Source organism: Marinovum sp. PR37, assembly GCF_028807375.1.
Classification (GTDB): Bacteria; Pseudomonadota; Alphaproteobacteria; order Rhodobacterales; family Rhodobacteraceae; genus Marinovum; species Marinovum algicola.
This window is the reverse complement of record NZ_JARAML010000020.1, coordinates 29412-54727: the sequence shown is the minus strand read 5'-3', so window position 1 is coordinate 54727 and position 25316 is coordinate 29412. Positions and strand designations below refer to the sequence as shown.

The following is a 25316-nucleotide window of genomic DNA, read 5'->3' as shown; positions in this document are numbered from 1 at the left end:
GAATGGCCAACGAAGACTTCAATTTCACTCGACGCATGTACTTTCCGACTATGGTATTTCAAATCGATTTGAAAAATCCCGAAAAGCTGAACGAAAGCCTGATCGAAAAGATTTACAACGAACGTATCCGCGACCAGAAAGGCATCAGCCGCTCGAACATTCCCGCACTGGGCGGCTGGCACAGCCACAACGATCTGCACAAAGCCGACGACTATGCCGAGATGGTCTCGCGCATCAATCAGGCAACCGCCCGGATGTCGGAGAACCTCGGCTATGCCGACACCCACGAAATGAGGATCGGCACCATGTGGTCGATCATCAACCCGCCGGGCTGCGTGAACAAGGCGCATGTCCACCCCGGCTGCCTGTGGAGCGGAGTCTACTATATCCAGGCGCCGGAAAAATGTGGTAACATCGAGTTCATTGAATCCAGAACCATGCATTTGATGAACCAGGCAAAGTTTCAGCCGAACAAGAAACGGCCCAAGGAATGCTGGACCAAGGTCCGCTTCACGCCGGTGCCGGGCCGCATGCTCATTTTTCCGAGCTGGCTGTATCACTCGGTCGACACGAATGAATCCAAGGAAGAAGGCAACGACGCCAACCGCATCATTATCAGCTTCAACCTCAATCAGGTGAAGAAGCCGAACAAGAAGAAGTAGCTCTTTCCGGCTACACCGGGGCAGCGCCGCCGGCGCTGTCCGTCATGGGTCGTCTGACGCGGTCCGTTCCGGTTCTCGAAACCACGGAAGGACAGAGTAACGTGAATTCAGCCAAGGCACTCCGAGGGTCGGCGCGGGCCGCCGTCCGCAAGGGCGGGTTCATCCTGACCTCGGCCTTTCTTCTCAGTTTTCTGGTCAATGTCCTGCGCCTGGCGGGGCCGATGTTCATGATCCTGATCTATGACCGGGTGCTCACCTCGCGTTCGGTCGAAACCCTGGTGGCACTGGTGGCGCTGGTCATGGGCCTGCTGCTGGTGCTCGGCGTGCTGGATTACGCCCGCAAGCGCCTGCTGGCGCGGTTTGGCGCGCAGTTCCAAGAAAAGATGGAGCAGACGCTGCTGCGCCATTCCGGCCGCAACCATGTCTTTCAGCACAACAAACCCAAGCCCGCCGTCGGGCTTGACGAGGTCGACGGGCTGCGTGGCTTTTTCCACTCCGGCTCGCTGATCGCGATCTTCGACTTCATCTGGGCGCCGATGTTTGTCGCCGTGGTCTTTGTGTTGCACCCGCTGCTGGGCTGGGCCTGTGTGGCCGGGGTCGGCGTGATTGCGCTGCTGGCGGCGCTCCAGGCGATCTTCATGGGCGGCCGCCAGGAACGGTCGCGGGCCGCCTCCGGGGCGGTCAACCAGCTCAAGAACGTGCTCATCGCCTCGCGCGATACCGTGCGGTCACAGGATATGGGCGTGGGGTTCAATCCGCGCTGGCAACAGGCGCGCAATCAGGCGCGTGACGATTCCATCGCGCTGCGCGACTGGACAAGCTGGTTCGAAACCATGTCGCGCATCACCACCATGGTGGTGCGCTACTCGGTGCTGGCCACGGGTGCCCTGCTGACCCTTCAGGGCGAACTGACCGTGGGCGCGATGGTGGCGGCCACCTTCCTGGTGACCCGCATTCTCGGACCGGTCGACCGGTTCTTTGTCCAGATCCCGCGGATGTTCGAGGCCCGCCAGCACTGGCAGCGTCTGACCCGCATCCTGGCCAACCGCGCCGAAGAGCTCGAGGACGATTACGCCGAACAGCCCGGCGCACCCTACCGGCTTGTGCTGCAAAACCTCTCGGTCCGCTCGCCGCTCACCGGCAACCTGATCCTGCGCTCGATCTCGCTCACCGCAAATGCGGGCGAAGTGATCGAAATCAACGGGCTGTCGAGCCAGGGCAAGACCGTTCTGCTCGAGACCATCCTCGGGATGTGGCAGCAAAGCGCCGGCGCCGTGCTGATCAATGGCCGGCACACGTCACGGCTCACCGACGCCGAGGCGCAGCGGGTTTTCGGCTATGCGCCGGAGTCGCCCGGTTTTGTGGCCGGCACGATCGAAGAGAACATCTCGGGTTTCGAGGCCAGCCCCGACCCGGAAAAGGTCGGCGAGGCGGCGCGTCGGGCGCGGATGCACGCCGCGATCTGCTCGCTGCCCGATGGCTTCAAGACCGTGATCGATGCCCGCGGCACCTGTCTTTCGGCCTTTGAGCGCTATCAGCTCAGCCTCGCCCGCGCGCTCTATCACAGCCCGGAAATCCTGATCATCGATCAGCTCGATTCCGATATGCTGGTGCGCATTCCCAAAAAACTGAAACAGACGCTTACCGCGCTCAAGGACGAGGGGACGCTGATCCTGATGACCGCGCGCGACCCTCTGGGGCTGGGGTATACCGACCGGCACTTCCTGCTCAAGGATGGCAAGCTCACCGAACAGAAAAGCGCCTCGTCCTCCAACCAGAACCGCAAGGTGGCCGAAGACGCGCCCGCCGCCGCGGGCCAGCAACGGCCGCGGGTCGCGGTGGTGCGCAACGATGGCGCCGTGAGCGAAGAGCCCCGCCCCAAGGTCGCGAGACGGTGAGCCGATGACCGAGAGCCCCGACCGACGCCGCAGGACCTGGACCACCGGACGCCCGTTCACCATCGTGGTGCTGACAATGATCCTCGGGCTGGCGGGGCTGGGCTATTGGTCGACGCAGGCGCGGATATCGGGGGCGGTGATCGGCAAAGGCGTGCTCGAGGTTTCGACCACCATGACCGCCGTACAGCATCCGGTGGGCGGCGTCGTCGATCAGATTTTTGCCCGCAACGGCGACCGGGTGCGCGCCGGCGATCTGCTTGTCCGGCTCGACAGCACCGAGCCGCGCTCCGATCTCAATGTCACCGAAGGCGAGCTCTTCGAGACGCTGGCCAATATCGCCCGGCTCGACGCGGTGCTCGACAACCGCGACGCGCTCGACCTGCACCCGTTGCTGGCCGAAGCCGCGGCCGAGCACGCGGATATCGGCCGGCTGGTCGCGCGACAGCGCCGACAGCTGGCGGCCCATTTCGAGGCGGTCAGCTCCGGCATGCGGCTGCTGGAAGAACAGGCCCAGCAAATTCGCGCCGAGATTGCCGGGGTGTCCTCGCAGTTGGCCGCCACTCGCGAAGAGCTGTCGCTCTTGGCGGAAGAGATCGCCAATGCCGACGCCCTGGCCGAACGCCAGTTGATCAAGGCCTCGGAGGTCTACAAGCTCAAGAAGGAAGATGTCGCCATGCGCGGCGAGATCGGCAGGCTCGAAGCCAAGATCGCGGAGCTGCGCGGCAAGATCTCCGAGCTCGACCTCAAGCGGTTGGCGGTGGTGCCGGAAGCACAGGAAAAGGCCGAAGAGGCGCTGAGCAAGCTGCGGCCGCTGCGCACGCGCTACCTGGAAAAGCGGCTTCAGCTCACCGACACGTTGAGCAAGCTGGAGATCCGCGCGCCGGTGGACGGCACCATCCACCAGTCAGCCCTGTTCGGCACCCGGTCGGTCGTGGTGGCGGCCAAGCCGCTGATGATGATCGTGCCCAGCAGCGAACCGGTGCAGGTCGGCATAAGGGTCGACGCCACCGACATCGACGAGGTGCGCGTCGGGCAGCAGGCGTCGATCAAGTTCAAGGCGTTCAGCGAGCGGGAAATCCCGATCATCGTCGGTGAAGTGGCGCGGATCTCGGCCGATGTGATCTCGGATCCGGTGAGCAAGGCCTTCTACTACGAGGTCAAGGTGCAGCTGCGCGAGGATGAGATGGCCAAGCTCGGCGATCGCGATCTGGTGCCCGGAATGCCGGTGGAAGCGTTCATGACCACCGAAAGCCAGATCGCCATTCAATACGTGCTCCGGCCGATCAAACATTATTTCGATCGCGCCTTCCGCGACACCTGACCGCTATTGCGGCTTTGGCGTGGCGTGGAAATCGCCCGCCGCCAGCACCGGCGAGGCATCGATATCTTCGGCGTCGAGCATGGCGGCCACCCGCTCGAGCGAGGACAGAAGCTGCGCCTGCTCCCAATCCTGCATCCGCTCGAAGGAGCCCACAAAACGCTGTTGCAGCGCGTCGGGCACATCCTTGACCACGCTGCGGCCCTTGTCGGTGATCACCACATGGGTCTGGCGGCGGTCGGTCTCGCTGCGCTGCCGCGATACCAGGCGCGAGGCCTCGAGCTTGTCGATCAGCGCGGTCACCGTCGCCTGCACCACCCCCATTTGCGTTGCCAGCACCTTGGGCGTGGTGCTGCCGTCGCGCTGACCGTGCAGGATCTGCAACACCCGAAGCTGTGCCGGAGTGATTCCCGCCGCCATGGCAAGATTGCGCTCATACAGCGTCGTGGCGCGCAGGATTCGCCGCAGCGCAATGAGGCACTCGTCGACACGGATGGGGGGCAATTCAGTCATGCGCCCAGTGTCGCATGAAGCGGGTTGACGCTTCAATCATCAAACTATCTACATTCTTTCGTTCACAGAGCGAAGAAAGCCTGAGTCAAGCTGCTTCGATAGTCTTTCCAATTATGGCGCATTCTTGCCTCAAATGCCGCTATTAGCGCCGGAAAGCGAGATAAATCTACTTCGCATGTTGAAGTTTCGGCACTCTGGCGCTATTTAAAGCCTCGAATGATCAGGGAGCGTAAAGCCAGATGCCGAAAGACATGACCGAACCCCGAACGCGTAAGCTCCGTTTGCGCAAACCCGATGCGACGGACGGAGCCGACATCTGGGCGCTTGTCAAAAGTTGCAAGCCGCTCGACGAAAATTCCATGTATGCGAACCTGATCCAGGCCGATCATTTCCGCGATACCTGCGTGGTGGCGGAGCTTGACGGGGAGATCGTCGGCTGGATCTCCGGCCACATGATCCCGTCGAAGGACGAATTCTTTGTCTGGCAGGTGGCGGTCAGCGCACAAGCGCGTGGCCTCGGCCTCGGCAAGAAGATGCTGCTGGAACTGATCCAGCGCGACGCCTGCGACGGCGCCGACCATCTCAAGACCACGATCACCAAGGACAACGCCGCATCCTGGGGGCTCTTTCGGAGCTTTGCCCGCGAAATCGGCGGCGAACTGGCAGATGAGCCGCATTTCGAACGCGATGCGCATTTCGACGGGCATCACGACACCGAGCATATGGTGACGATCAGCCTTCCGGCGCCCGAAATGCTGGCACGCGCTGCCTGAACTCATCCCCGGATTCCAGAAATTTTCAACGCACCAAGTGCGAAAGGATACCTCATGCCCAAGGACATGACAGAAACCCGCGATATCTTTGAACGTCGCGAGAGTGCCGCCCGCTCCTATTGCCGCAGCATGCCCGCCGTCTTTACCAAGGCGAGCGGTTCCGAGCTGACGGCGGACGACGGCCAGAGCTACATCGACTTTCTCGCCGGCTGTTCCTCGCTGAACTACGGCCACAACGACCCGGACATGAAGGCCGCGCTGATCGATCACATTAGCGCCGACGGCATTGCCCATGGTCTCGACCTGCACACCGACACCAAGGCCGCCTTTCTCGAGGCCTTCGACCGGCACATTCTCGAGCCGCGCGGCATGGATCACCGGGTGATGTTCACCGGCCCGACCGGCGCCAATGCCGTCGAGGCGGCGATGAAGATCGCCCGCAAGGTCACCGGCCGCACCAATGTCATCGCCTTCACCAACGGCTTTCACGGCGTGACCAATGGCGCGCTGGCCGCGACCGGCAACGGCTATCACCGTGGCGGCGCGGGCATGGCGCTCTCCGGTGTGACGCGGATGCCCTATGACGGCTATTTCGCCGGTGCCACCGACACCGCCGATTTCCTCGAGGCGATGCTGAGCGACAAATCCGGCGGCGTCGACGCGCCCGCCGCGATCATCCTCGAGACCGTGCAGGGCGAAGGCGGATTGAACGCCGCCAGCACCGAATGGGTGCAGCGCATCGCCAAGCTGGCCAAAGACCACGGCGCGCTTCTGATCATCGATGACATCCAGGCCGGCTGCGGCCGCTGCGGCACTTTCTTCTCCTTCGAAGAGATGGGTGTGACGCCGGATATCGTGACCATGGCGAAATCGCTCTCGGGCTTCGGCCTGCCGATGGCGATGCTTCTGGTGCGCCCCGAGCATGACGTGTTCGGCCCGGCCGAGCACAACGGCACCTTCCGCGGCAACACCCACGCCTTTGTCACCGCGCGCGTCGCGATCGAGAAATTCTGGGCCGATGATGCGTTCCAGAAAGAGCTGGCCGACAAGGCCGAGCTGATCCATGGCAAGCTGACCGAGCTGGCAAATATGGTCGAGGGCTCCAAGATGAAGGGCCGCGGTCTGATGCAGGGCGTCGACGTCGGTTCGGGCGAGCTCGCCGGCGAGATCTGCGCCAAGGCCTATGAGAACGGCCTCGTGGTCGAGACCTCGGGCAGCGAGGACCAGGTGGTCAAGATCCTTGCGCCGCTGACCACCCCGGTCGCGCTGCTGGAGAAGGGCTTCGAGATCCTGCTTTCGGCGGCCGAGACCGTGATTTCCGAGAAAACAGCAATCGCAGCGGAGTAACCGACATGATCGTGAGAGACTTCAACAAGATCGTCGATTCCGAGCGGGATCGCGTGGTGTCCGACGCGCAATGGACGTCGGTCCGGATGCTGCTGGCGGATGATGGTATGGGCTTTTCCTTCCATATCACCTTCCTCGAAGGCGGCTCGGAACACACCTTCGAGTACAAGAACCACTTCGAAAGCGTCTATTGCATGAAAGGCAAGGGCTCGATCACCGATCTCGCCACCGGCGAGACCCACGAGATTACCCCCGGCGTCATGTATGCGCTGAATGAACATGACCGGCACGTGCTGCGCGCCGAAGAAGAGCTTGTCATGGCCTGCGTCTTCAATCCGCCCGTCACCGGGACGGAAGTACACCGCGAAGACGGGTCCTATGCGGCAGCCGAGGTAGCTTGACATGTCCCATACAGTCGAAAAAATCGGCGGGACGTCCATGGACCGCATCGACGAGCTGCGCGACACGCTGATCGTCGGCGACCGCAAGCCGGCGGACCTCTATCGCCGGATCTTCGTGGTCTCGGCCTTCGGCGGCATCACCAACCTGCTGCTCGAGCACAAGAAGACCGGCGAGCCCGGCGCCTATGCGGCCTTTGCCAGCGACGACAACGATCACGGCTGGCATGACCGGCTGGATCGCGTCGCCGAGGCGATGAAGATGGCGCATACCCGCGTGCTGGACAATCCGGCCGACATCGAGCGCGCCGATGCCTTTGTGAACGACCGTCTGCTGGGCGCCCGCAACTGCCTGATCGACCTGCAACGGCTGTGTTCTTACGGCCACTTCCGCCTGTCCCAGAACATGGGGCAGACCCGCGAGCTGCTGGCCGGCCTGGGCGAGTCGCATTCGGCCTTTGTCACATCTCTGATGTTGCAGCGGGCCGGGGTGAACGCACGGTTCATCGACCTCTCCGGTTGGTGCGACGAAGGTGACCTGACCCTGGAAGAGCGCATCACCGGCGCGATGAAGGGTGTGGATCTCGAGACCGAGATGCCGATCGTCACCGGCTATGCGCAATGTTCCGAGGGCCTGATGGGCGAATTCGACCGCGGCTATTCCGAGGTGACATTCTCGCGTCTGGCGGCGCTGACCGGCGCCCGGGAAGCGATCATCCACAAGGAATTCCACCTCTCGTCGGCCGATCCCAAGCTTGTCGGCGCCGATGCCGTCAAGAAGCTGGGCCGGACCAACTATGACGTGGCCGATCAGCTGTCGAACCTCGGGATGGAGGCGATCCACCCGAAGGCCGCCAAGACCCTGCGCCAGGCGGCGGTGCCGCTGCGCGTGACCAATGCCTTCGAGCCGGCCGACCCCGGCACGCTGATCGACGATCAGCCGGCGGAAGAGGCGGCGGTCGAGATTGTCACCGGCCTCGATCTCTTTGCGCTGGAGGTGTTCGAACAGGACATGGTCGGCGTGAAGGGCTACGATTCGACCATCCTCGAGGTGCTGACCCGGCACAACGTGCGGATCGTCTCGAAAGTGTCGAACGCCAATACGATCACCCACTACGTGGACACCTCGATGAAGGTGCTGCGCCGGGTCGAGCGGGATCTGGCCAAGCACTACCCCTCCGCCGACGTTTCGTCGCGTGCCATCGCCATGGCAGCGGTGATCGGCGGCGATCTGTCGGGGCTCTCGGTGCTGACCCGTGGCCTTCAGGCCATCGCCGCGGCCGATCTGGAAGCGATCGGCGCCAGCCAGGGCCCGCGCAACGTGGATGTTCAGTTCATCCTCGAGCGTGACGCGCTGAAGCCGGCCATTGCCGCGCTGCATGGCGCGCTGGTAGAGCAACGCGCGCCAAAGCTCGCCCGCGTCGCCTGAGCCATCCAAAGAGCAGCCAAGGGCCCGCCCGGCATCAGCCGGTGCGGGCCTTTTCACGTCTTGGGGCACCGTATCCGGCCGAATATTCGTCGAAAAACCGATAGGCATTGGCGAGCAGGGCAAATTGCCGTCTCGGATCCTCGGCGTGCAGCGGCAGCATCGCCACAAACAGCAGCGCGGTCATCGGGATGGTTTCCTCGGACAGCAGTTCCTGCCCCCGGATGCGCAGCGGGCGGAATTCCTCCTCCTGGAGGACAAACAGAAAGTCGTCTTTGATCCCGGGCTCGTCGGGCCGCAGGCCGCCGGAAAGGCCCGCTCAGTACAGCCGCGCGGCGGTGTCGTGGTAGAGCGCTTGTCGGTCGCGCTCCGGGATATCCAGCTCGGCGAGAGCGGTGTCGAGCCGGTGGCGCCAATAGCCCGGCGAGGCCAGGGCCGTGGCGACCGGCCAGTTGCTGGCGTAAAGCAGGCGCTCGGCCCCGAAAAGCCGGATCATCGCGGCGACATGACGCTGGGTCATCGGATCGTTCTGCGCCGGCTCGCCGGTCAGCGGCAGGCCCGAAATCTTGACGTGGATATTGTCCAGCTCGGCCAGCCCGGCCATGGCGCGATGCCAGCCGTCAAAGCGGCCGGGGTCCGTGTCGGGCAGGCCGAAATGGGCGACCACGACCGGTAGCGCCGGATGCGCCCGGGCCAGCGCCGCCACCGCGCCAAACAGGGGCGGCGGGGCCAGCACCTCGATCAACGCGCCGCTGTCCTGCAAGGCGGCGCAGGCCCCGCGCGCGGCCGCGCTGCGCAGATAGTCTTCGGGTGCCGCATCCAGCAGCGGTGTGAGCCGCACACCGCGAAAGCCGGGATCGGCGGATTGCCGGGCAAGTTGGGCCTGGCAAGCGGGATCGCGCAGATCGACCCAGCCCACAACAGCGCGAAACATTTCATGCGCGCGGCAAAGATCAAGGCAATGCAGCGCGTGCTCGACCGTCGCGGGGCCGTGAACCAGCACCGCGCTCTCGGCCCCGGTCTCGGCCAGAACGGGGGCAAGATCGGCGGGTAGAAAAGCCTTGCCGGTGAGGCTGGGGAATTGCTTTTCGGCAATGAAGGTCTCGCCGCGGCTGCGGTCCCAGATGTGGACATGGGCGTCGATGATGTGCTGGGTCATGTCAGGGCTGTTCGGTTGGGGCCGGTATCCCGAGCGCGGCCAGGGCCGGCCAGAGGGCGGCGGGAACGGGCGCGGAGAGATCGGCCAGGTTGGAGCGCAAACCCGCAGGCGCGGTCAGCCCGAGCACCAGCCGCGTCACCGCCGGATGGGCGGCGCTATAGTGCAGCGCGGCGCGTTTGAGCGTGACGTCATGGGCCGCGCAAGCCTTTTGAATGGCGCGCACTTTCGCCCGCGTCGCGGCGTCGGGGGGCTGATAGTCGAAGCGCGTGGCGGGATCGTCGGGGCCAGTGGCGAGAATGCCGGAATTGAACGGCGAGGCCAGCTCGACCTGGGTGCCGCGCTGGCGGCACAGCGGGAAAAGATCGGGCGCGGCGGATTGATCAAGCAGGGTGAACCGCCCGGCGACCATCAGCACGTCAAGCTCGGCCTCGCGCGAGAGCGCGAGATGCGTGGCGGCGAAATTGCTGCCGACGCCCAGCGCGCCCACCACCCCCTGCGCTTTCAGCTCGGCCAGGGCCGGCAGCGCGCCGTCCAGTGCGGCGCCCGGGTCATCGTCGCAATCATGCACAAAGGCGATGTCGAGCCGGTCGGTGCCCAGCCGCGTCAGGCTCTGCTCGACCGAACGCAGGGTGGCGTCGCGGGAATAGTCGCGCCAATCGCCCGGGTTGGCCTTGGGGTTGCTGACCCGGGCGGCATAATCGCGGTAGCGCCCGACCTTGGACGACAGCAGATAATCGCCGCGCGGCACGCCCCGCAATAGTCGCCCCAACCGCGCCTCGGACAGCCCGCCGCCATACAGCGGCGCGGTGTCGAAGCGCCGCAGGCCCATCGCCCAGGCGGCGGCGAACATCGCCTCGGCCTGGGCGTCCGAGATCGGCGCGACATTGCTGGTGCCCAACAGGCCGAACCCGAGACCCAGAGGTTTGACCGGCTGGCTCATCGAATGCGCCGTTCGGTTTCGGGATCGAAGAAATAGGCATGCGCCATGTCGAAGGCGAGCGGATGGGGGGCGCCTTCGGCAAGATCGACCCGGCCGCCGGTCTTGCCGATCATGCTGTGCTGGCCGGCGCGGAAATGCACCAGCTTTTCGGTGCCCAATTGTTCGATCAGGTCCACCGGCACCGTCGCGGTCGCGCGGCCGGGCTGGTCGGCGGCGGGGCGGACGTCGTCTGGGCGGATGCCGCAGATCACCCGCGCGCCGGCGCGCAGCCCGTCGGGCGTGGCGCAGGCAATCTCGCTGTCGCCCAGTTTCAACCCGGTCGGCGTCACCATGCAATCAACCAGGTTCATCGGCGGGCTGCCCATGAACCCGGCGACAAAGACGGTGTCGGGATCGTGGAAAATGGCATCCGGCGTGCCCTGCTGTTCGATCTTGCCGTCGCGCATGATGACGATGCGGTCGGCTAGGGTCATCGCCTCCACCTGATCATGGGTGACATAGATGATGGTGTTCTGGAGCCGCTGGTGCAGCCGCTTGATCTCGGCCCGCATCTGGCCGCGCAGCTTGGCGTCGAGGTTCGACAGGGGTTCGTCAAAGAGAAACACCTCCGGGTCGCGCACGATGGCGCGACCCATGGCGACGCGCTGGCGCTGGCCGCCCGAGAGGGCGCCGGGCTTGCGCTCGAGCAGCGGCGTCAGCTCGAGAATATCGGCCACCTCGCGCACGCGCCGGTCGATCTCGGGCTTGGGCATCCGCGAAAGTTGCAGCGAAAACGCCATGTTGTTGTAGACGGTCTTGGCCGGGTAGAGCGCGTAGTTCTGGAACACCATGGCAATGCCGCGTTCCTTCGGGCGCAGCCCGTTGACGACGCGCTCACCGATGGCAATCTCGCCGCCCGAGATGGTTTCCAGCCCCGCCACCATACGCAGGGTGGTGGATTTGCCGCAGCCCGAGGGGCCGACAAGGACACAGAACTCGCCCGGCTGGATCGAGATGTCGATCCCGTGCAGCGCCTGATGGGCGCCGTACATCTTCACGAGGTTTCGGATTTCAATGCGTGACATGGGGTCTCCGGGTCTTACAGACGGCGCGCTTCGTTGCGCAGGTAAAGCAGCGTGAAGGCCGCCGAGATGATGAGGATGGATACGGCGACGGTGGCCGCCTGGCTGAACTGGAAATCGACAAAGGCGAGGCGGAAGGTCAGGGTCGAGAGCACCTCGGTCGCCCGGCCGGGGCCGCCGCCGGTGGACAGCCAGACCAGCGGAAAGAGCTGGAAGGTCCAGATCAGGTCCAGCAGTGCGACACCGAAGATCACCGGTTTGAGCTGCGGCAGGGTGACATGCCAGAATTTGTGCCAGAAGCCTGCGCCGTCGATCTCGGCGGCTTCGTAAAGCTCACGCGGGACGGTTTGCAGCCCCGACAGGAAGCTGACCATGATGAAGGGATAGCCGCGCCAGGTCGAGATCAGCAGCAGCGACCACATCGCCAGATCGGGATCACCCAACCAGTCGAGCGGCTCGGACGTGAGCCCCATCCATTGCAACATGTAGTTGATCAGGCCGAAGGGGTTGAGCAGCAATTGCCAGTTCAACGCCACGACGACGGCGGTGAAGATCCACGGCAGGATCAGCATCGAGCGAAAGAACGTGCGGGCGCGCGGTGCGATATCGGCATTGACCAGGAGCGCCAGCCCGATGCCCACGACCATATGGCCCAGCACCGAACCGACGGTGAAGACCACGGTGTTGAACCCGGCGCTCCAATAGCCGGGATCTGTCATCAGGTTGGTGTAATTGGCGAGGCCGACAAAGGTGGGGTTCCGCTCGACGATGACATTGTCGTAAAGCGAATATTCCACCACCTTGTAGAGCGGCACCGACAGCAGCGCGCCGAGGATCACCAGCCCCGGCAGAAGGAACAGGTAGGGCGTGCCCCGGGTGGTCATCTGGCGAAGCATTGTGGTCACTTGAACGTCCTTTTCGCGTGGTGGGTCGGGCGCGGGGATGCGCCCGGCCCTTGCGTCTTATCCGGCGAGGTCGAGCCAGCGCGCCTGAACGGCGGCGGCGGCCTCTTCCGGGCTTTGGTCGCCGCGCAGCATGGCCTGGATTTCCTCGGTCATGACCGACCAGCTGGCCGCCGCCTTGGGCGACTGGCGCATCTCCTCGACCGGGGTATCGCCCGACAGGATTTCCATCTGTTTGAGCAGCGTCTCATCCGCGCCCTCGCGCACCGCATCAAGCGCGGCGAGATTGCCGGGCAGCGCATTGGCGGCCTTGGCGGCACGGGCATTGACCTCGGGCGAAAGCAGGTAGTTGACGAAGGTCCAGGCCGCGTCCTTGTTGGGGCTGTCGGCGGCAATGCCGATTTCCCAGCCATGCACGCGATAGGCGGTCTCCCCGTTCGTGGGCACCCGCACCAGCGTGTACTCCAGCTCGGGATTGCGGCTGGTGATCGAGCTGGAATGCACCCCCGGGGAAATCATGAACCCGGTGCGCCCGGCGATGAACTCCTCCAGATCGACGCCGCCGGTGCGCGAGGCCGCGCCCGGCGCGATGGCACCGGCATCGTTCATGTCCTTGAGGAATTGCAGCGTCGCCACCACCTCGGGGTTGTCGAAGTTCGGCGTGGTGTCAGCCATGATCCTGCCGCCATGGGCATAGAGCAGCGGCAGGAAGGTCAGGATCGGGCCGTTCGACGGCGGCTGCGAGGAAAACGGCATGCCGATGCCCGAGATGCCATCCTCCAGCGCCGAGATCGCGCCGGCCTGTTCGGCCAGTTCCTCCCAGGTGGCGGGCGGCGCGTCGAACCCGGCCTGGCGCACCAGCCCCATGTTCACATGCATCACGAAAGGAAAGGCATTGAGCGGCACCATCCAGGTGTGGCCGTCGATCTTGCCCAGCGGCGCCTCGACCAGATCGGATGTGGCAAAGCTGTTGTCGTCGCGGGCCAGATACTCGTCGAGCGGCTCGAGAATGCCGATGTCGAGGAATTCCTTGGTCCAGGGCATGTTGAGCCCCAGCACGTCCGAGCCGACGCCGATGGCATTGTCGGTCACGATGCTCTCGCGCACCTTGCCAAAGGGCTGGGTGACCAGCTTGACGGTGATATCCGGGTGCTTGGCTTCGAAGTCGGCGACCAGCTCGTCATAGAAGCCGTCGGTGTTCTCGGCCGCGAACCATTGCAGCCATTCGATCTCGGCGGCCTGCGCCGCCAGCGGCGTCAGCGCCGTCGCGGCGGCGAGCGCCAGGGCAGTGAAACGGGTCTTGATCATGGTAGTCTCCTCCTTGTTGTGGTCCGGGGCTTGCCGCCCCGGTGTGCGGGCTCCTCACCCCTTGACGCCCCCTGCGGACAATCCGCCGACGACAAATCTCTGAACGAGCATAAACAGGATCAGCACCGGCAAAGAGCCGATCACCGAAAACGCCATCATCTCGTCCCACTTCAGGCCGAACTCGCCGACCATCATCGAAATCCCCACCGGCACGGTGCGCATGTCCATCGACCGGGTCAGCGCCAGGGCAAACAGGAACTCGTTCCAGGCCAGCAGGAAGGTGTAGACGGCGGTCGAGATGATCCCCGGCAGTGCCACCGGCAGCAGCACCCGCACCAGCACGCCCAGCGGCGTGCAGCCGTCGATGGTGGCGGCCTCGTCGAAATCCTTGGGGATGGTGTCGAGATAGCCGTTCATCATGACGATGGAATAGGGCAGCGCGAAGGTCAGATAGGTCAGGATCAGACCCCAGAGGGTGTCATAGAGCCCGAGAAAGACGATCACGCCGAAATAGGGGATCAGCAGTGTGATCGTCGGCACCATCTGGGTGGTGATCACAAAGAGCTTGGCCACCCGGTCGCCGAAAAAGCGGTAGCGCGAGAAGCCGAAGGCCGCGAGCGTGCCGATCACCAGCGACAGCGCGGTGACGGCGAGGCCCACCACATAGCTGTTGATCAGGAAGCTGCGAAACTTGGGATCGGTCAGCACCTTGGCATAGCCGTCCCAATGGAAGGTCTCGGGCAGGAGCCGCGGCGGCAGCGAAAAGGTCTCCGTGGTCGGTTTGAGCGAAACCGAGACCATCCAGAGGATCGGAAACACCATGACAAAGGTGACCAGGGCCAGCGCGGCATAGATCGCGGCCTGCCGCCAGCGGCGGCGGCGCTCTTCGTTGACGGCCTGTGCGGCCTGGGCGGGCTGGACGATATCCGACATCACAGCACCTTCAGCGTCGCGTTGTCGATGAAATCCCAATCCAGCGCGATGCCGAGGCCCGGGCCCTGCGGCAGATGCGCGTGGCCGTCGCGCACGTCGATCGGATCTTTCAACCCGATGGCAAAGAGCTCTTCCGGCACCAGCACCTCGAAGAACTCGTTGTTGCGGATCGCGGCGGCGCAATGCAGGTTCACCAGCTCCAGCGGGTGATAGATCGCGGTGTGGATCTCGCAGTTCATTCCATGCGCCTCGGCCAGATGCGCCGTCTTCATCAGCCCGGTGATCCCGCCCGACCACGAGGCGTCGCCGCGCACGATGTCGACCGCGCGGCTGGCCACCAGCTCGGCCACGCCTGCGGGGTGGTTCTCGGCGGTCTCGCCGCCGACGATGGGAATGCGCAGCGCCCGCGTCAGCTCGCGCATGGAGCCGTGGCATTCGTCGAACATCGGTTCTTCGAGCCAGTAGTAATTCAGCTCTTCCAGCATCTTGCCGAAGTGCAGATTCTGCTGGAAATTGAAGTTGTTGACCGGGTCGGACATCAGCCGGAATTCCGGGCCCACCGCCTCGCGGCAGAGCCGGTGCGCCTCGAAGGCAATGTCGATATCCGCCGGCGGGTGCAGCTTGTAGGCCGCCCAGCCGCGCGCCTGCAACGCCTTCGCCTCATCGGCATAGGCCTGCGCCGTGGGCAGGGTCAGCGAAGAGCCATAGATCGGCACCGCATCGCGCACCGCGCCCAGATGCTTGTACAGCGGCAGCTCCGCCGCCTGCGCCTGCGCCAGATGGCAGGCGATGTCGTAAGGCGCATAGGCATAGGCCGGGGTGAAGTTCCAGGCCCGGTTGAAGCGGCGATAATCGTGCCAGTGCTTTTCGCGGTAATCCGGGTCGCGACCGATGAAAAACGGCCGCAACAGCTCGGCCGAGACCGCCCCCATGGCCAGCGCGCTGCGGCCGGCAAAGCCGAAGGTCTCGACGCTGATCCCGGCGTCGGTGTCGAATTTCATGGCGAGGAATTCGAAGTCGATCGGCTTGCCGTCCTTCAGGCTGTAGGCCTGATCCGGTTCGTGGCGGCAGGCCCGGATTTCGATATTGGTGAACTTCATGAAAATCTCCTTCAGCCGGCCTGATAGGCGGCGTGTTCGGTCGTGTAGAAATCGAGGGTGGAGGGGCCGACCGAGCCGGTGCCGAGGCCGGATGCGCGGATGCCGACAAAGGGCATGTTGTCATCCGGCGCGGTGCCGTGGTTGACGTGGATCATGCCCGATTGCAGCTCATTCATCGCGCGCCGGGCAAAATCGAGCCGGTCGGTGAAGATCGCGCCGGTCAGCCCAAATTCGGTGGCATTGGCAAGGCGCAGCGCCGCATCGTCGCCGTGATAGCGCGACAGGGTCAGCACGGGGCCAAAGATTTCGTCCTGCACCGCCGGGTTGGCGGGATCGTCGCTGGCCAGCAGCGTCGGCTCGAAAAACAGCCCCTCGGGCGCGCTGTCCGGCGCCAGCCGCCGCCCGCCGGTGAGCACCGTCGCGCCTTCGAGTTCGGCGGCACGGACAAGATGCGTGATCCGGTCAAGCTGCGCCTGCGTGGTGATCGGCCCCAGCGTCGTTTTGGCATCGCGTCCCGGCCCCGCGATCAGCCGCTGCATCCGCGCGATAAGCCCGTCGCGCACCGCGTCATAGACCTCGGTCTGGGCGATAACCCGGCTGATCGCGGTGCAACGCTGGCCCGAACATTGAAAGGCCGCGCCGATGATTGCATCGAGCGCGGGTTCCAGATCGGCCACCCGGTCGACGATGGCCGCATTCTTGCCGCCCAGCTCGAGCGAGACCGGCACCAGATTGCCGCCGGCGACCGCGCCGATCTTGCGCCCGGTGGCAACCGAGCCGGTGAAGGAGATCGCGTCGACCTGTGCCGCGACAAGCCCCGACGCCACCTCGCCGGCGCCATTGACGAGACAGAGCGCGCCCTGCGGCAAGAGGCCCTCGGCCGCGCGCACCAGTCGCATTGCCGCCGCCGGGGTGTATTCTGAGGGTTTCAGCACCACCGCATTGCCTGCGGCCAGCGCCGGCACCAGCTTGCGCAGCGGGGTCAGCACCGGGAAATTCCATGGCGTGATCGCCAGCACCACGCCACGCGGGCGGCGCAGGATGGTGTTGCTCCAGCCCGGCGCGCGCCCGGGCAACGTCTGGCCGCCATGGCTGCGGGCAAAGCCCAGCATCTGCCGCGCCTCGCGCAGCGATTTGCCGATCTCGGCCGTCGCTTCGGCCAGGGGCTTGCCCTGTTCATCGGTCATCTCGCCGGCCAGCACCGGGGTTTCGGCCTCGATCCGCGACAGCCAGTCGCCCAGCAGATCGCAACGCTGGTTGACGGTCAGCGCCGACCATGCGGCAAAGCCCTTGCCCGCAATCTCGAGCACCTGCGTCACATCCCCGGGCGAGGCAAAGGCGTAGCGGCCGACCACCAGCCCCAGCGCCGGATCGCGGGCCTCGAAATCCGCCGTGCCCGACCAATTGGCCGGCGCCGGCAGGACGGGCGGCTGTACCGGCGTCATGCCGCCCCTCCCGCCGCCTTGAGCCCGGCGACCAGCGTCTGTGCCCCGCCGCGCAACATCGTCTGATCCGAGCCGCCCGGCACCACCTGCGCCCCGCGTTGCACCAGCGCCTCGAGCGCCAGGCCGGGGGCGGGCAGCGCGCCAAACACCTTGCCTGCGGCCAAGGTGCTGTCGAAGACCTTGTCAAAGGCCTCGCGGAATGCCGGCGCCTCGAACTGGCGGAACAGCCCCATGGTGGCCGAGAGATCGTTCGGCCCGACAAAGAGGCCATCGAGCCGGGACAGCGCGAGGATCGCATCGAGGTTGGCCACCGCCTCGGGCGATTCAATCTGCATCAGCACCGTCAGGGCGTCATTGGCATGGGTGTAATAGCTGTCGGCCGCATATCCCCAATCGGCGGCCTGGATCGCGCCGACCGCCACACCGCGCCGCCCCGCGCCGGGAAACAGCGCCGCCTCCAGCACCCGCGCCGCCATTTCGGCATTGTCGACCTGCGGCACCAGAAGGCAGTTCGCCCCGGCATCGAGACAGCGCTTGACGCTGCCGGTGTCGTGATCTGGCAGCCGCACCATGACCGCTGTGTCGAAGCCGGCCAGCGCCTGCACCTGTGCCGCCAGACCATCGATCCCGCCGCGCCCGTGCTCGAGATCGACCAGCAGGTAATCCAGCCCGGCTCGCGCCATGAGACAGGCGACCTCGGGCGAGCCAAGCGTCGACCATGCGCCGGAAACGGCCCGGCCCTCGGCCAGCTTCTGCTTAAAAATACGCCCTTTTTTCAGGGTACGGGGCGATGTGTCTGTCAATTGCTTTCCTTCGAAATCGTGGCATGGGCGCTGACGAGGTTGTGGGTGTGCACATGTGCCCCCGCCGCGATGTCGGCCGTCGCCCGGCCGATGGGCCAGCCGCCGCGCCAGATGGTTTCGCCGGCCCGGATCGGGCGCAGGGCAATCTTGTGAAACACTGAAATCGCGTCTTGGGCCGTCACCGCGCCGGTTGCCGCGCCTTGCAGCGAGATCTCGGCCCCGGCCGCGACATCGGCGAGCAGATAGGCGACCATGTCATCGGCGCCGACCGTATGGGCAATCGGGGTCATATCGCTTCTCCGAACCGGCTGATGGCCTCGCCGCCCTCGCCCATGATCTCGCCATAGGTGAGCTGGCCGGCGGCAGTGGCGGCGATTTCTTCGATCAGCCGGGCGGCCATGTCGTCCATCGTCCGCCCGGCGAGCAGGCCCGATGCGTCAAAGTCGATCTGGCGGCCCAGCGCCCCGGCGGTTGCGGCATTGGCGCTCAGCTTCAGGGTCGGCGCCAGCGCGCTGCAATAGCTGTTGCCGAGCCCGGTGGTGAACAGGATCATCTGCGCCCCGGCGGCGACAAATCCGGTCAGCGACTCGGGCGAATAGCTCGGCGCGTCCATGAAATGCAGCCCCGGGGTGGCGGGCGTCTCGGCATAGGCCAGCAGCGACCGGATCGGCCGCGTGCCGGCCTTTTGCACCGCGCCGCTGGCCTTTTCCTCGATGGTGCTCAGCCCGGCCTTGATATTGGCGGCATTGGGATTGGTGCCGAGCAGGTCGAGCCCGGCGGCATGCGCCAGATCGAGGCGCCGTCGCACCGCCTGTTTCAGCGCGCGGCCGAGTTCGGGCGTCGCCGCGCGGCGCGCCAGCTCCTCTTCGGTGCCGAGCCATTCGATGCTTTCGCCCAGCATCACGCTGCCGCCGGCATCGACCAGCCAATCGGCCACCCGGCCGAGCAGCGGATTGGCCGCCAGCCCGGAAGACGGGTCGGACAGGCCGCATTCGAAGGCCAGCGACAGATCGATGAGCGGGCAGTCCTGCGGCTGCTGCGCCGACAGGCGCCGCAACAGCCCCGCGCCGAGGGCCAGACTGCGCTGGCTCAGCAGATGCGCGTCATGTCCGACCTCGTCGAGACCCAGCGCCGCATACGGCCGTCCGTCGCGGTCCAGCACCGCGATCAACTGGTCAAGCCGGGTGCGGTCGGCGCCGATCAGAAGCACCGCGCCGCAATTGGGATGCACCGCCAGACCCGACAGCGCGGCAAGGTGAAGCTCGGCGTCCCGGTCGACCATGCCCATGCCGAACATCGTTCCGGCAAAGACCGTGCCCGGCAACGCCCCTGCAATCCGCCGCGCCGCCGCATCGGTCAGCCCGGTGGCGTTCAGAACCAGCAGGTGATTGCGGATCCCCGGCCGGCCGCTGGGGCGCGGATAGCCCCGGAATGTCTCGGGCCCCCGCACCATCAGGGGGCCACCAACCTGGCGGCGGTGCGGGCGGCTCTCGGGGCCGGAACGACGGTGCGCGACATGCGGGTCTCCAAGCTGGGTTGCTGCGCTCCTTATTGGGAGCTTAACTGAGATCTTACAAAAGATTTGACAGAGTCGACTGGCCGAGTCAATGCTGATCTCACCGCCATGAAAGGACCGAGGCCGCATGACCGCCCCCACTCTCCCCGCCGACCGGCCGCCAGGTGCGCAGGTTGAAAAGACCGGGGGCTTGGGCGTAATGAGGGGGCGGGTGGCCGGCGATAATCACCCGGGCCCCTGCCGTCCCTCGCCTTGCCCGACCGCCCCATTTTCAGGAGATCACCTGTGCCCAGTGACGTGAACGACCCGACTGTGGAAGAGGCCGCGCAATCCTCCCAGGTCCAGCGCTCGGGCGCCTATGAGCGGTTTGTGAAATGCCTGATGCAGGGCACGTTCAAACCCGGCCGGCTGGTCACCCAGCGCGAGATCTGCGATGCCACCGGCTCGACCATCACGGCGGTGCGCGAGGCGCTGAAGCGGCTCGAGGGCGAGGGGATTGTCGAGCTGATTGCCAAGAAAGGCGTCGTTCTGCGCGAGATCGACGCCACCGAGGTGCGCGAGATCTATCAGTTGCGCAAACTGGTCGAGATGCCGGCGGTGCGCGCATACGCAAGCGACCACGACCCCCAGGAAGTCGACGCATTGCGCCGCAGAACGCTGGAGATCATGGAAGCCTCGACCGAGACCGCCGAACAGCGCCAGGCGCTGGTCCGCCGGCGCACCAAGCTCGACTGGGATCTGCACCAGACCTTTCTAGGGGCCCTGGGCAGCAGCCTGATCGACGAGATTTTCAGGAACCTTGAAACCAAGCAGATGCTGGTGCGACTGCAATTGCCGCCGCGCTATCTCAGCCACGGCGAGGCCTTTGCCGAACACCTCGAGATCCTGCATGCGATCCGCGACAAGGACGCCGACCGGGCCGCGCGGCTGCTCGAAGAGCATCTCAACACCGCGCAGCAAAGATTTCTGGACGCCATCGAATATTGACGGCCCAGCGGGGCCGGGGCCTCCCGCCGGCCGGGGTGCGTCAGGTGCGGTCGGTCGCGGCCAGGGCCGCGGCGGCACCGCGCAGCTCGGCCAGGCCGCGCAGCCGGCCGATATAGGGATAGCCGGCGCGCATGCCGCGTGACTGATCCCAGCCGATCATATGGCCGTGGTCCGGGCGCATCGGCACGTGCCGGCCGCTGTCGGCCTCGAGACGCAGCGCCCGCCGCACGATTTCGACCAGACCGGCATCGCCGGCCAGATGCGCGGCTTCGTGAAAGCTGACGCCATCGGCCTCGCGCTCGGTCGAACGAAGGTGCAGGAAGTGGATGCGGTCGCGGAACCGATCGAACATCGCCGGCAGATCGTTGTCGGCGCGCACGCCCAGCGAACCGGTGCAGAAGGTCAGCCCGTTTTCCACCACCGGCGCGTGATCGAGGATCGCCGCCAGGTCCTCGGCGCAGGAGACCACCCGCGGCAGGCCGAACAGCGCGAAGGGCGGATCGTCGGGATGGATGGCCAGCTTGACGCCGGCCTCGCGCGCCACCGGCAGCACCCGATCGAGAAAGGCCAGCAGGTTGGCGCGCAGCCGCGCGGCATCGATCTCGCGGTAATCGGCGATGCGATTGCGGAAGCCGTCGAGCGTCCAGCTTTCCTCGGCCCCCGGCAGCCCGGCGATGATCGTCTCGGTCAGCCGCTGACAGGCGGCCCCGTCCATGCCGTCATAGCGCGTTTCGGCCTCTTCGGCGATGTCCGCGCGGTGATCGGCGCGGGCGCCGTCGCGCTTGAGCAGGAAGATGTCGAAGATCGCCGCATCCACCGCGTCATACCGCAGGCATTGCGCGCCATCGGCCAGCGCATGGTCGAGCGCGGTGCGGGTCCAGTCCAGCACCGGCATGAAATTGTAGCAGACCGTGGTGATGCCTTCGGCGGCGACGGCGCGCAGGCTCTCGGCCCAGACGTCGGCCATGGCTTCCCAGCCCGGCGCGCCGGTCTTGATGCTCTCGTGGACCGGAATGCTCTCGACCACGACCCATTCCAGGCCGGCATCGCGGATCATCTCTTGCCGGGTCGCAATATCCTCGCGGCGCCAGGGGGTGTCGGCCGGCACGCCGTGCAGGGCGGTGACAATGCCGGTGGCGCCCGCCTGGCGGACATCGGATAGGGTCACGGGATCATCGGGGCCAAACCAGCGCCAGGATTCGATCATAGAGGCCTCTCGGGGGCTTTGGGGTTATCCGGTCTGGGCGACCGGCTCGAAAAGATAGCCGTCGAACGAGGGATCCTCGACGTCCGACAGCGCCATCAGCGTTTCGCGGACATTGCCGAGATGCTGACACATGGCGGCGCGCGCCTGTTCCGGGTTGCGGGCCTGAAGCGCGGCGAGGATAGCCTCGTGATCGTCCAGCCAGGCGCGGCGGTATTCGGTCTCGAAGATGCGATCGTGCAGCCGCGCCCACATCGGGCTCTGCTCGCGCTTGCGCCAGAGCTCCTCGACCACGTCGACCAGCACCGAATTCTGCGTCGCCTCGGCGATCAGCCGGTGGAATTCGCGGTCGCCGTCATAGCCGGGATCGCCGTCGGCCATGTCGGCACGTTCACGGGCCAGCGCCTCGCGCAGGCGCAGGATGTCGTTCTTGGTGACCATGCGGGCGGCAAAGCCGGCGACCTCGGATTCGATGAGCTGCCGCGCCTGCAACAGCTCGAACGGGCCGATATCGTCGCGCACCTGTGCCCCGGTGCCCAGTGGCGTGTCGGAGATGTAGATCCCCGAGCCCTTGCGCACCTCGACCACGCCCTCGATCTCGAGCAGGATCAGCGCCTCGCGCACCAGCGAGCGCGACACGCCAAGCCGGTCCGACAGCCCGCGTTCCGGCGGCAACCGGTCGCCGGCGGCCAGCGCCTCGCTGCGGATGATGTCCTGTATGTCCCGCGCCACATCCCGATATTGCCTGCGTTCGCCCATCACTCCTCCTTCGATGCCCGCTCCGCGTAATGCGCCGCCAGAAGGCCGAAGGCCGGCTTTCTGGTCTGCTTGTCGGCGGCGATCAGACCCTTGCGGTTCCAACCACGCTGAAAGACATTCTGACGCCGTTCGACACGGAAATCATAGAGGATCCAGGGCGAAATTCCCTTGATGTAATCAAGATCCGACAGTGTCGCGATCTGTTTTTCATAGACTTCAGACTGATAGGCGGTGGAAAACAGCCCGCGCTCGGGCCCTTTCTCATGGTCGCCATCGGCTCCGGTTTCCGAAATCACCACCGGCCGGTCGGGGGCGGAATTGCGGCCGATGATCGCCAGTTCGTCGAAGTTTTCGTCATACCAGCCGTAATATTCGTTGATCCCGATGATATCGAGCGCGCCGGCCAGACGGTCCTCGATCTTGAGCTTGGCGTGGTTGATCAGGCAGGCGGCGGCGATCAGCCGGGTCGGATCTTCGGCCCGGGCGGTCGCGGCCAGACCCTGCATGAAGTCGAGCCGGGCATCGGTGTCGGGGTTCTCGTTGCCGATCGACCAGATGATCACGCTGGCGCGGTTGCGGTCGCGGCGCACCAGTTCGGTGAGCTGGTTGGTGGCATCGCGGCGGGTGGCCGGATTGGCGAAATCGATCGCCCAGTAGACCGGGATTTCCTCCCAGAGCAGCAGGCCCAGCTCGTCGGCGATCTCTGCGGCGCGTTCGTGATGCGGGTAATGCGCCAACCGCAGGAAGTTGCAGCCCAGTTCGCGGGCATGTTCGAAGCGGCGGCGGATGTCGGCCTCGCTGGTGACCTTGCCGGATTGTTCGTCGTCCTCATGCACGGAAATGCCGCGCAGGAACAGCGGTTTGCCGTTCAGGAAAATCTCGGTTCCGCGCCGTTCGACAGTGCGGAAACCGACCCGGTCGGTCACCACATCGCCGCCGGCGGCGCAGGTCACGTCATAGAGCTTCGGGCTGTCGGGCGACCAGAGCGCGGGCTGCGCCTCCAGCGTCACCTCGCCACGACCCTCGGTCAGCGGAATGTCGGTTTTGACGCCCAGTTCGGGGATCTCCAGCCGCGCGCTCTCGGCCGGGCCATCAGCAACGACCAAGGCTTTTACCGCGCCGCCCTCGAGTCGCAGGAACAGCTCGCGGATCACCGTCGCCGGCGTCTCGTAGAGCGTCACCTCGCGGTAGACGCCGCCATAGTTGAACCAGTCGGTGTTGCGCATCGGCACCCGGTCGCGGGTGCGGGTATTGTTGACGCAGAGCATGATCCAGTTTTCGCCCGGCTCCAGCGCCTCGGTCAGCTCGACACAGAACGGCGTGGAGCCGCCGTAGTGGTTGCCGAGGAACTGGCCGTTGACGAAGACCTTGCAATCATACTGGGCGGCGCCGATCCGCAGGAAGCGGCGCCGTCCTTCGTCCAGGGCGTCGACGGTGACGGGCCGGGTGTACCAGGCCGAGCCTTCGAAGAAATACCATTTCTCCTTCAGCATCTGCCAGTTCGAGGGCACCGGCACCGTCTCGCCGTCGTGGGGATCGTAATCCCAGGGCTCGATACGGTCTTCGGGGCGGGCGGGCGTCATGGCGAACCATTTCTGCCGCAGCCCGGTATCCAGGAGATCGACGCAGAAATACCACTCTCCGTCCAGCGACCGGCCCTGCCGGCCGCCGGAGAAGATCAGGGTATCCGCGTTCAGGTTCTGCGTGTTGAAAGGACGGTCGTAGTCCTCGTCATGCAGACACTGAAGCGCGTTCTCGGCGATATCTGACCGTTCGAGCATGGCCGCCTCAGGAGCCGGAAGCCGAGGACTGGATGCGCTCGATCAGATCGGCGACCGTGTCGGATTGCGCGGCAACCTCTTCGTACATCGGCTGGACCGCCTCGACGAAGGGGGTCTTGTCGACCTCGTGGACGGTGACGTCCAGCTCGGCCTGGGCCTGTTCGATGGCGGCGTCAGAGGCTTTTTTCCACTCCACGCCGTGGCGCTCCTGCATTTCCGCCGCGGCGGTCATGAAGGCTTCCTGCTCTTCGGCGCTCATGCCGTCCCAGGCGCAGTTCGACATCACCACCACCGAGGGGATGATGGTGTGCTCGTCGAGCGAGAAATGCGACGCCACTTCGCCGTGACGGGCCGACGTCAGTGCCGTGGGGTTGTTCTCGGCGGCGTCGACGACACCCTGTTGCAGCGCGCTGTAGAGCTCGCCCCAGGAGATCGGTGTGGGGTTGCCGCCGAGCAGCTCGACCATGCGGATGGCCGACGGCGAAGGCTGCACGCGCACCTTGACGCCGGTCAGATCGGCCGGCGACAGGATCGGCTTCTGGCCATAGAACGACCGTGCGCCTTCGGTCAGGAAGGCCACGCCGCGAAAGCCGTTGTCGACCGATGCGGCAAGGATGTCCTGGCCGATTTCACCCGAGATCACCTCGTTGAAATGCGCTTCGGAGGCGAAGATATAGGGCAGGTTCATTGCCGAATAGCTTTCCTCGAAGGCTTCGAGCTCGGAGGCGTTGGAGCGGGCCATCTCGAGCGCGCAGTTCTGCACCAGCTCCACCGATTCGCGCTGGGTGCCAAGCTGGGCGTTGGGGAAGATCTGGATCTTGATGCCGCCATCGGTCAGCTCTTCGACGCGATCCGCCATGAACTGCATCGACAGATGCGTCGGATGATCCGGCGGGTTGTTGTGGTTGAGACGGAACGTCTCGGCGCCGGCCGATGTGGCGACCGCGGCAATGGCGGCGGCGGTAAAGGTAGCTGCGACTTTCATGGAAGTCCTCCCGGAAGAATTTCAGCGATTGGCCCCTTATCCTGGTTGACCAATCTGGACGGATGATGCGGTTTATTGCAGGAAGTAGTCAACCCATT

General features: G+C 65.3%; 25 protein-coding genes. 8 read left to right on the top strand and 17 right to left on the bottom strand.

Translation table 11 applies throughout. The features are described from left to right. Positions 1 to 2 precede the first annotated feature (2 nt). The 3 genes from PVW49_RS16210 (at position 3) to PVW49_RS16200 (ending at position 3881) form a co-directional block, all read left to right on the top strand. Positions 3 to 662 carry a TIGR02466 family protein gene (locus tag PVW49_RS16210; protein ID WP_274591049.1) on the top strand — a complete coding sequence of 220 codons (660 nt, stop codon included), beginning with the start codon at positions 3 to 5 and terminating at the stop codon, positions 660 to 662. Positions 663 to 763: 101 nt separating this feature from the next. After that, entirely contained in the window at positions 764 to 2560 is a 1797-nt protein-coding gene (locus PVW49_RS16205) for a type I secretion system permease/ATPase (protein WP_274591048.1), read from the top strand. Positions 2561 to 2564: 4 nt separating this feature from the next. After that, complete coding sequence (locus PVW49_RS16200; protein ID WP_274591047.1) at positions 2565 to 3881, top strand: HlyD family type I secretion periplasmic adaptor subunit; 1317 nt, start codon at positions 2565 to 2567, stop codon at positions 3879 to 3881. A 3-nt stretch (positions 3882 to 3884) separates the two neighbouring features. Here the strand turns inward: PVW49_RS16200 and PVW49_RS16195 are convergent, their stop codons facing one another. Beyond that, positions 3885 to 4391, bottom strand: coding sequence for a MarR family winged helix-turn-helix transcriptional regulator (locus PVW49_RS16195; protein ID WP_048528987.1), 507 nt, complete (start codon positions 4389 to 4391; stop codon positions 3885 to 3887). Positions 4392 to 4630: 239 nt separating this feature from the next. On the opposite strand from PVW49_RS16195, the gene ectA reads away from it, so the two are divergent. The 4 genes from ectA to PVW49_RS16175 are packed head-to-tail and all read left to right on the top strand — an operon-like array spanning position 4631 to position 8338. After that, positions 4631 to 5164 carry a diaminobutyrate acetyltransferase gene (ectA, locus tag PVW49_RS16190; RefSeq protein ID WP_048528985.1) on the top strand — a complete coding sequence of 178 codons (534 nt, stop codon included), beginning with the start codon at positions 4631 to 4633 and terminating at the stop codon, positions 5162 to 5164. Between the two features lie 54 nt (positions 5165 to 5218). Next, positions 5219 to 6511 (top strand): diaminobutyrate--2-oxoglutarate transaminase, encoded by a 1293-nt coding sequence (ectB, locus tag PVW49_RS16185; RefSeq protein WP_048528984.1) that lies wholly within the window; start codon positions 5219 to 5221, stop codon positions 6509 to 6511. 5 nt (positions 6512 to 6516) lie between these two features. After that, entirely contained in the window at positions 6517 to 6912 is a 396-nt protein-coding gene (locus tag PVW49_RS16180) for an ectoine synthase (RefSeq protein ID WP_048528982.1), read from the top strand. Position 6913: 1 nt separating this feature from the next. After that, entirely contained in the window at positions 6914 to 8338 is a 1425-nt protein-coding gene (locus tag PVW49_RS16175) for an aspartate kinase (protein WP_274591046.1), read from the top strand. Between the two features lie 34 nt (positions 8339 to 8372). Here the strand turns inward: PVW49_RS16175 and PVW49_RS16170 are convergent, their stop codons facing one another. From PVW49_RS16170 to PVW49_RS16115, 12 genes are all read right to left on the bottom strand, one after another. Next, a complete protein-coding gene (locus tag PVW49_RS16170; RefSeq protein WP_158499000.1) occupies positions 8373 to 8522 on the bottom strand; it encodes a hypothetical protein in 150 nt (49 codons plus the stop codon). A 132-nt stretch (positions 8523 to 8654) separates the two neighbouring features. Beyond that, positions 8655 to 9494 (bottom strand): amidohydrolase family protein, encoded by an 840-nt coding sequence (locus PVW49_RS16165; RefSeq protein ID WP_274591045.1) that lies wholly within the window; start codon positions 9492 to 9494, stop codon positions 8655 to 8657. Position 9495: 1 nt separating this feature from the next. Then, positions 9496 to 10434 (bottom strand): aldo/keto reductase, encoded by a 939-nt coding sequence (locus PVW49_RS16160; RefSeq protein WP_274591044.1) that lies wholly within the window; start codon positions 10432 to 10434, stop codon positions 9496 to 9498. Further along, a complete protein-coding gene (locus tag PVW49_RS16155) occupies positions 10431 to 11498 on the bottom strand; it encodes an ABC transporter ATP-binding protein (RefSeq protein ID WP_274591043.1) in 1068 nt (355 codons plus the stop codon). The genes PVW49_RS16160 and PVW49_RS16155 overlap by 4 nt, the downstream gene beginning before the upstream one ends. Before the next feature lie 14 nt (positions 11499 to 11512). After that, the gene (locus PVW49_RS16150; RefSeq protein ID WP_274591074.1) at positions 11513 to 12391 is read right to left on the bottom strand and encodes a carbohydrate ABC transporter permease; all 879 of its coding nucleotides are present in this window, start codon (positions 12389 to 12391) and stop codon (positions 11513 to 11515) included. A gap of 66 nt (positions 12392 to 12457) precedes the next feature. Beyond that, positions 12458 to 13705 carry an ABC transporter substrate-binding protein gene (locus PVW49_RS16145; protein ID WP_074836588.1) on the bottom strand — a complete coding sequence of 416 codons (1248 nt, stop codon included), beginning with the start codon at positions 13703 to 13705 and terminating at the stop codon, positions 12458 to 12460. A gap of 54 nt (positions 13706 to 13759) precedes the next feature. Further along, positions 13760 to 14638, bottom strand: coding sequence for a carbohydrate ABC transporter permease (locus PVW49_RS16140; protein ID WP_274562111.1), 879 nt, complete (start codon positions 14636 to 14638; stop codon positions 13760 to 13762). Next, positions 14638 to 15738 carry an enolase C-terminal domain-like protein gene (locus tag PVW49_RS16135; protein WP_274562109.1) on the bottom strand — a complete coding sequence of 367 codons (1101 nt, stop codon included), beginning with the start codon at positions 15736 to 15738 and terminating at the stop codon, positions 14638 to 14640. Before PVW49_RS16135 ends, PVW49_RS16140 begins: the two co-directional genes overlap by 1 nt. An 11-nt stretch (positions 15739 to 15749) precedes the next feature. After that, positions 15750 to 17183, bottom strand: coding sequence for an aldehyde dehydrogenase family protein (locus tag PVW49_RS16130; protein ID WP_274591042.1), 1434 nt, complete (start codon positions 17181 to 17183; stop codon positions 15750 to 15752). Further along, a complete protein-coding gene (locus PVW49_RS16125; RefSeq protein WP_274591041.1) occupies positions 17180 to 17986 on the bottom strand; it encodes an HpcH/HpaI aldolase family protein in 807 nt (268 codons plus the stop codon). The genes PVW49_RS16130 and PVW49_RS16125 overlap by 4 nt, the downstream gene beginning before the upstream one ends. Next, positions 17983 to 18276: a UxaA family hydrolase gene (locus PVW49_RS16120; RefSeq protein WP_274591040.1), complete on the bottom strand. Its 294-nt coding sequence runs from the start codon at positions 18274 to 18276 to the stop codon at positions 17983 to 17985. Before PVW49_RS16120 ends, PVW49_RS16125 begins: the two co-directional genes overlap by 4 nt. Beyond that, a complete protein-coding gene (locus PVW49_RS16115) occupies positions 18273 to 19439 on the bottom strand; it encodes a UxaA family hydrolase (protein ID WP_274591039.1) in 1167 nt (388 codons plus the stop codon). The genes PVW49_RS16120 and PVW49_RS16115 overlap by 4 nt, the downstream gene beginning before the upstream one ends. Before the next feature lie 348 nt (positions 19440 to 19787). Between PVW49_RS16115 and PVW49_RS16110 the strand changes: the two genes are divergently transcribed. Continuing rightward, positions 19788 to 20489 (top strand): GntR family transcriptional regulator, encoded by a 702-nt coding sequence (locus tag PVW49_RS16110; protein ID WP_139211321.1) that lies wholly within the window; start codon positions 19788 to 19790, stop codon positions 20487 to 20489. 40 nt (positions 20490 to 20529) lie between these two features. Here PVW49_RS16110 and uxuA read toward each other — a convergent pair whose 3' ends face one another. From uxuA to PVW49_RS16090, 4 genes are read right to left on the bottom strand one after another with little or no spacing between them, the layout of a single operon-like run. Further along, positions 20530 to 21696: a mannonate dehydratase gene (gene uxuA / locus PVW49_RS16105; RefSeq protein ID WP_274591038.1), complete on the bottom strand. Its 1167-nt coding sequence runs from the start codon at positions 21694 to 21696 to the stop codon at positions 20530 to 20532. Between the two features lie 24 nt (positions 21697 to 21720). Next, complete coding sequence (locus tag PVW49_RS16100) at positions 21721 to 22452, bottom strand: FCD domain-containing protein (RefSeq protein WP_048528956.1); 732 nt, start codon at positions 22450 to 22452, stop codon at positions 21721 to 21723. Next, positions 22452 to 24233: a glycoside hydrolase family 2 protein gene (locus tag PVW49_RS16095; protein ID WP_274591037.1), complete on the bottom strand. Its 1782-nt coding sequence runs from the start codon at positions 24231 to 24233 to the stop codon at positions 22452 to 22454. Before PVW49_RS16095 ends, PVW49_RS16100 begins: the two co-directional genes overlap by 1 nt. A gap of 7 nt (positions 24234 to 24240) precedes the next feature. Then, positions 24241 to 25218 (bottom strand): TRAP transporter substrate-binding protein, encoded by a 978-nt coding sequence (locus PVW49_RS16090; RefSeq protein WP_274591036.1) that lies wholly within the window; start codon positions 25216 to 25218, stop codon positions 24241 to 24243. Between the last annotated feature and the right edge of the window lie 98 nt (positions 25219 to 25316).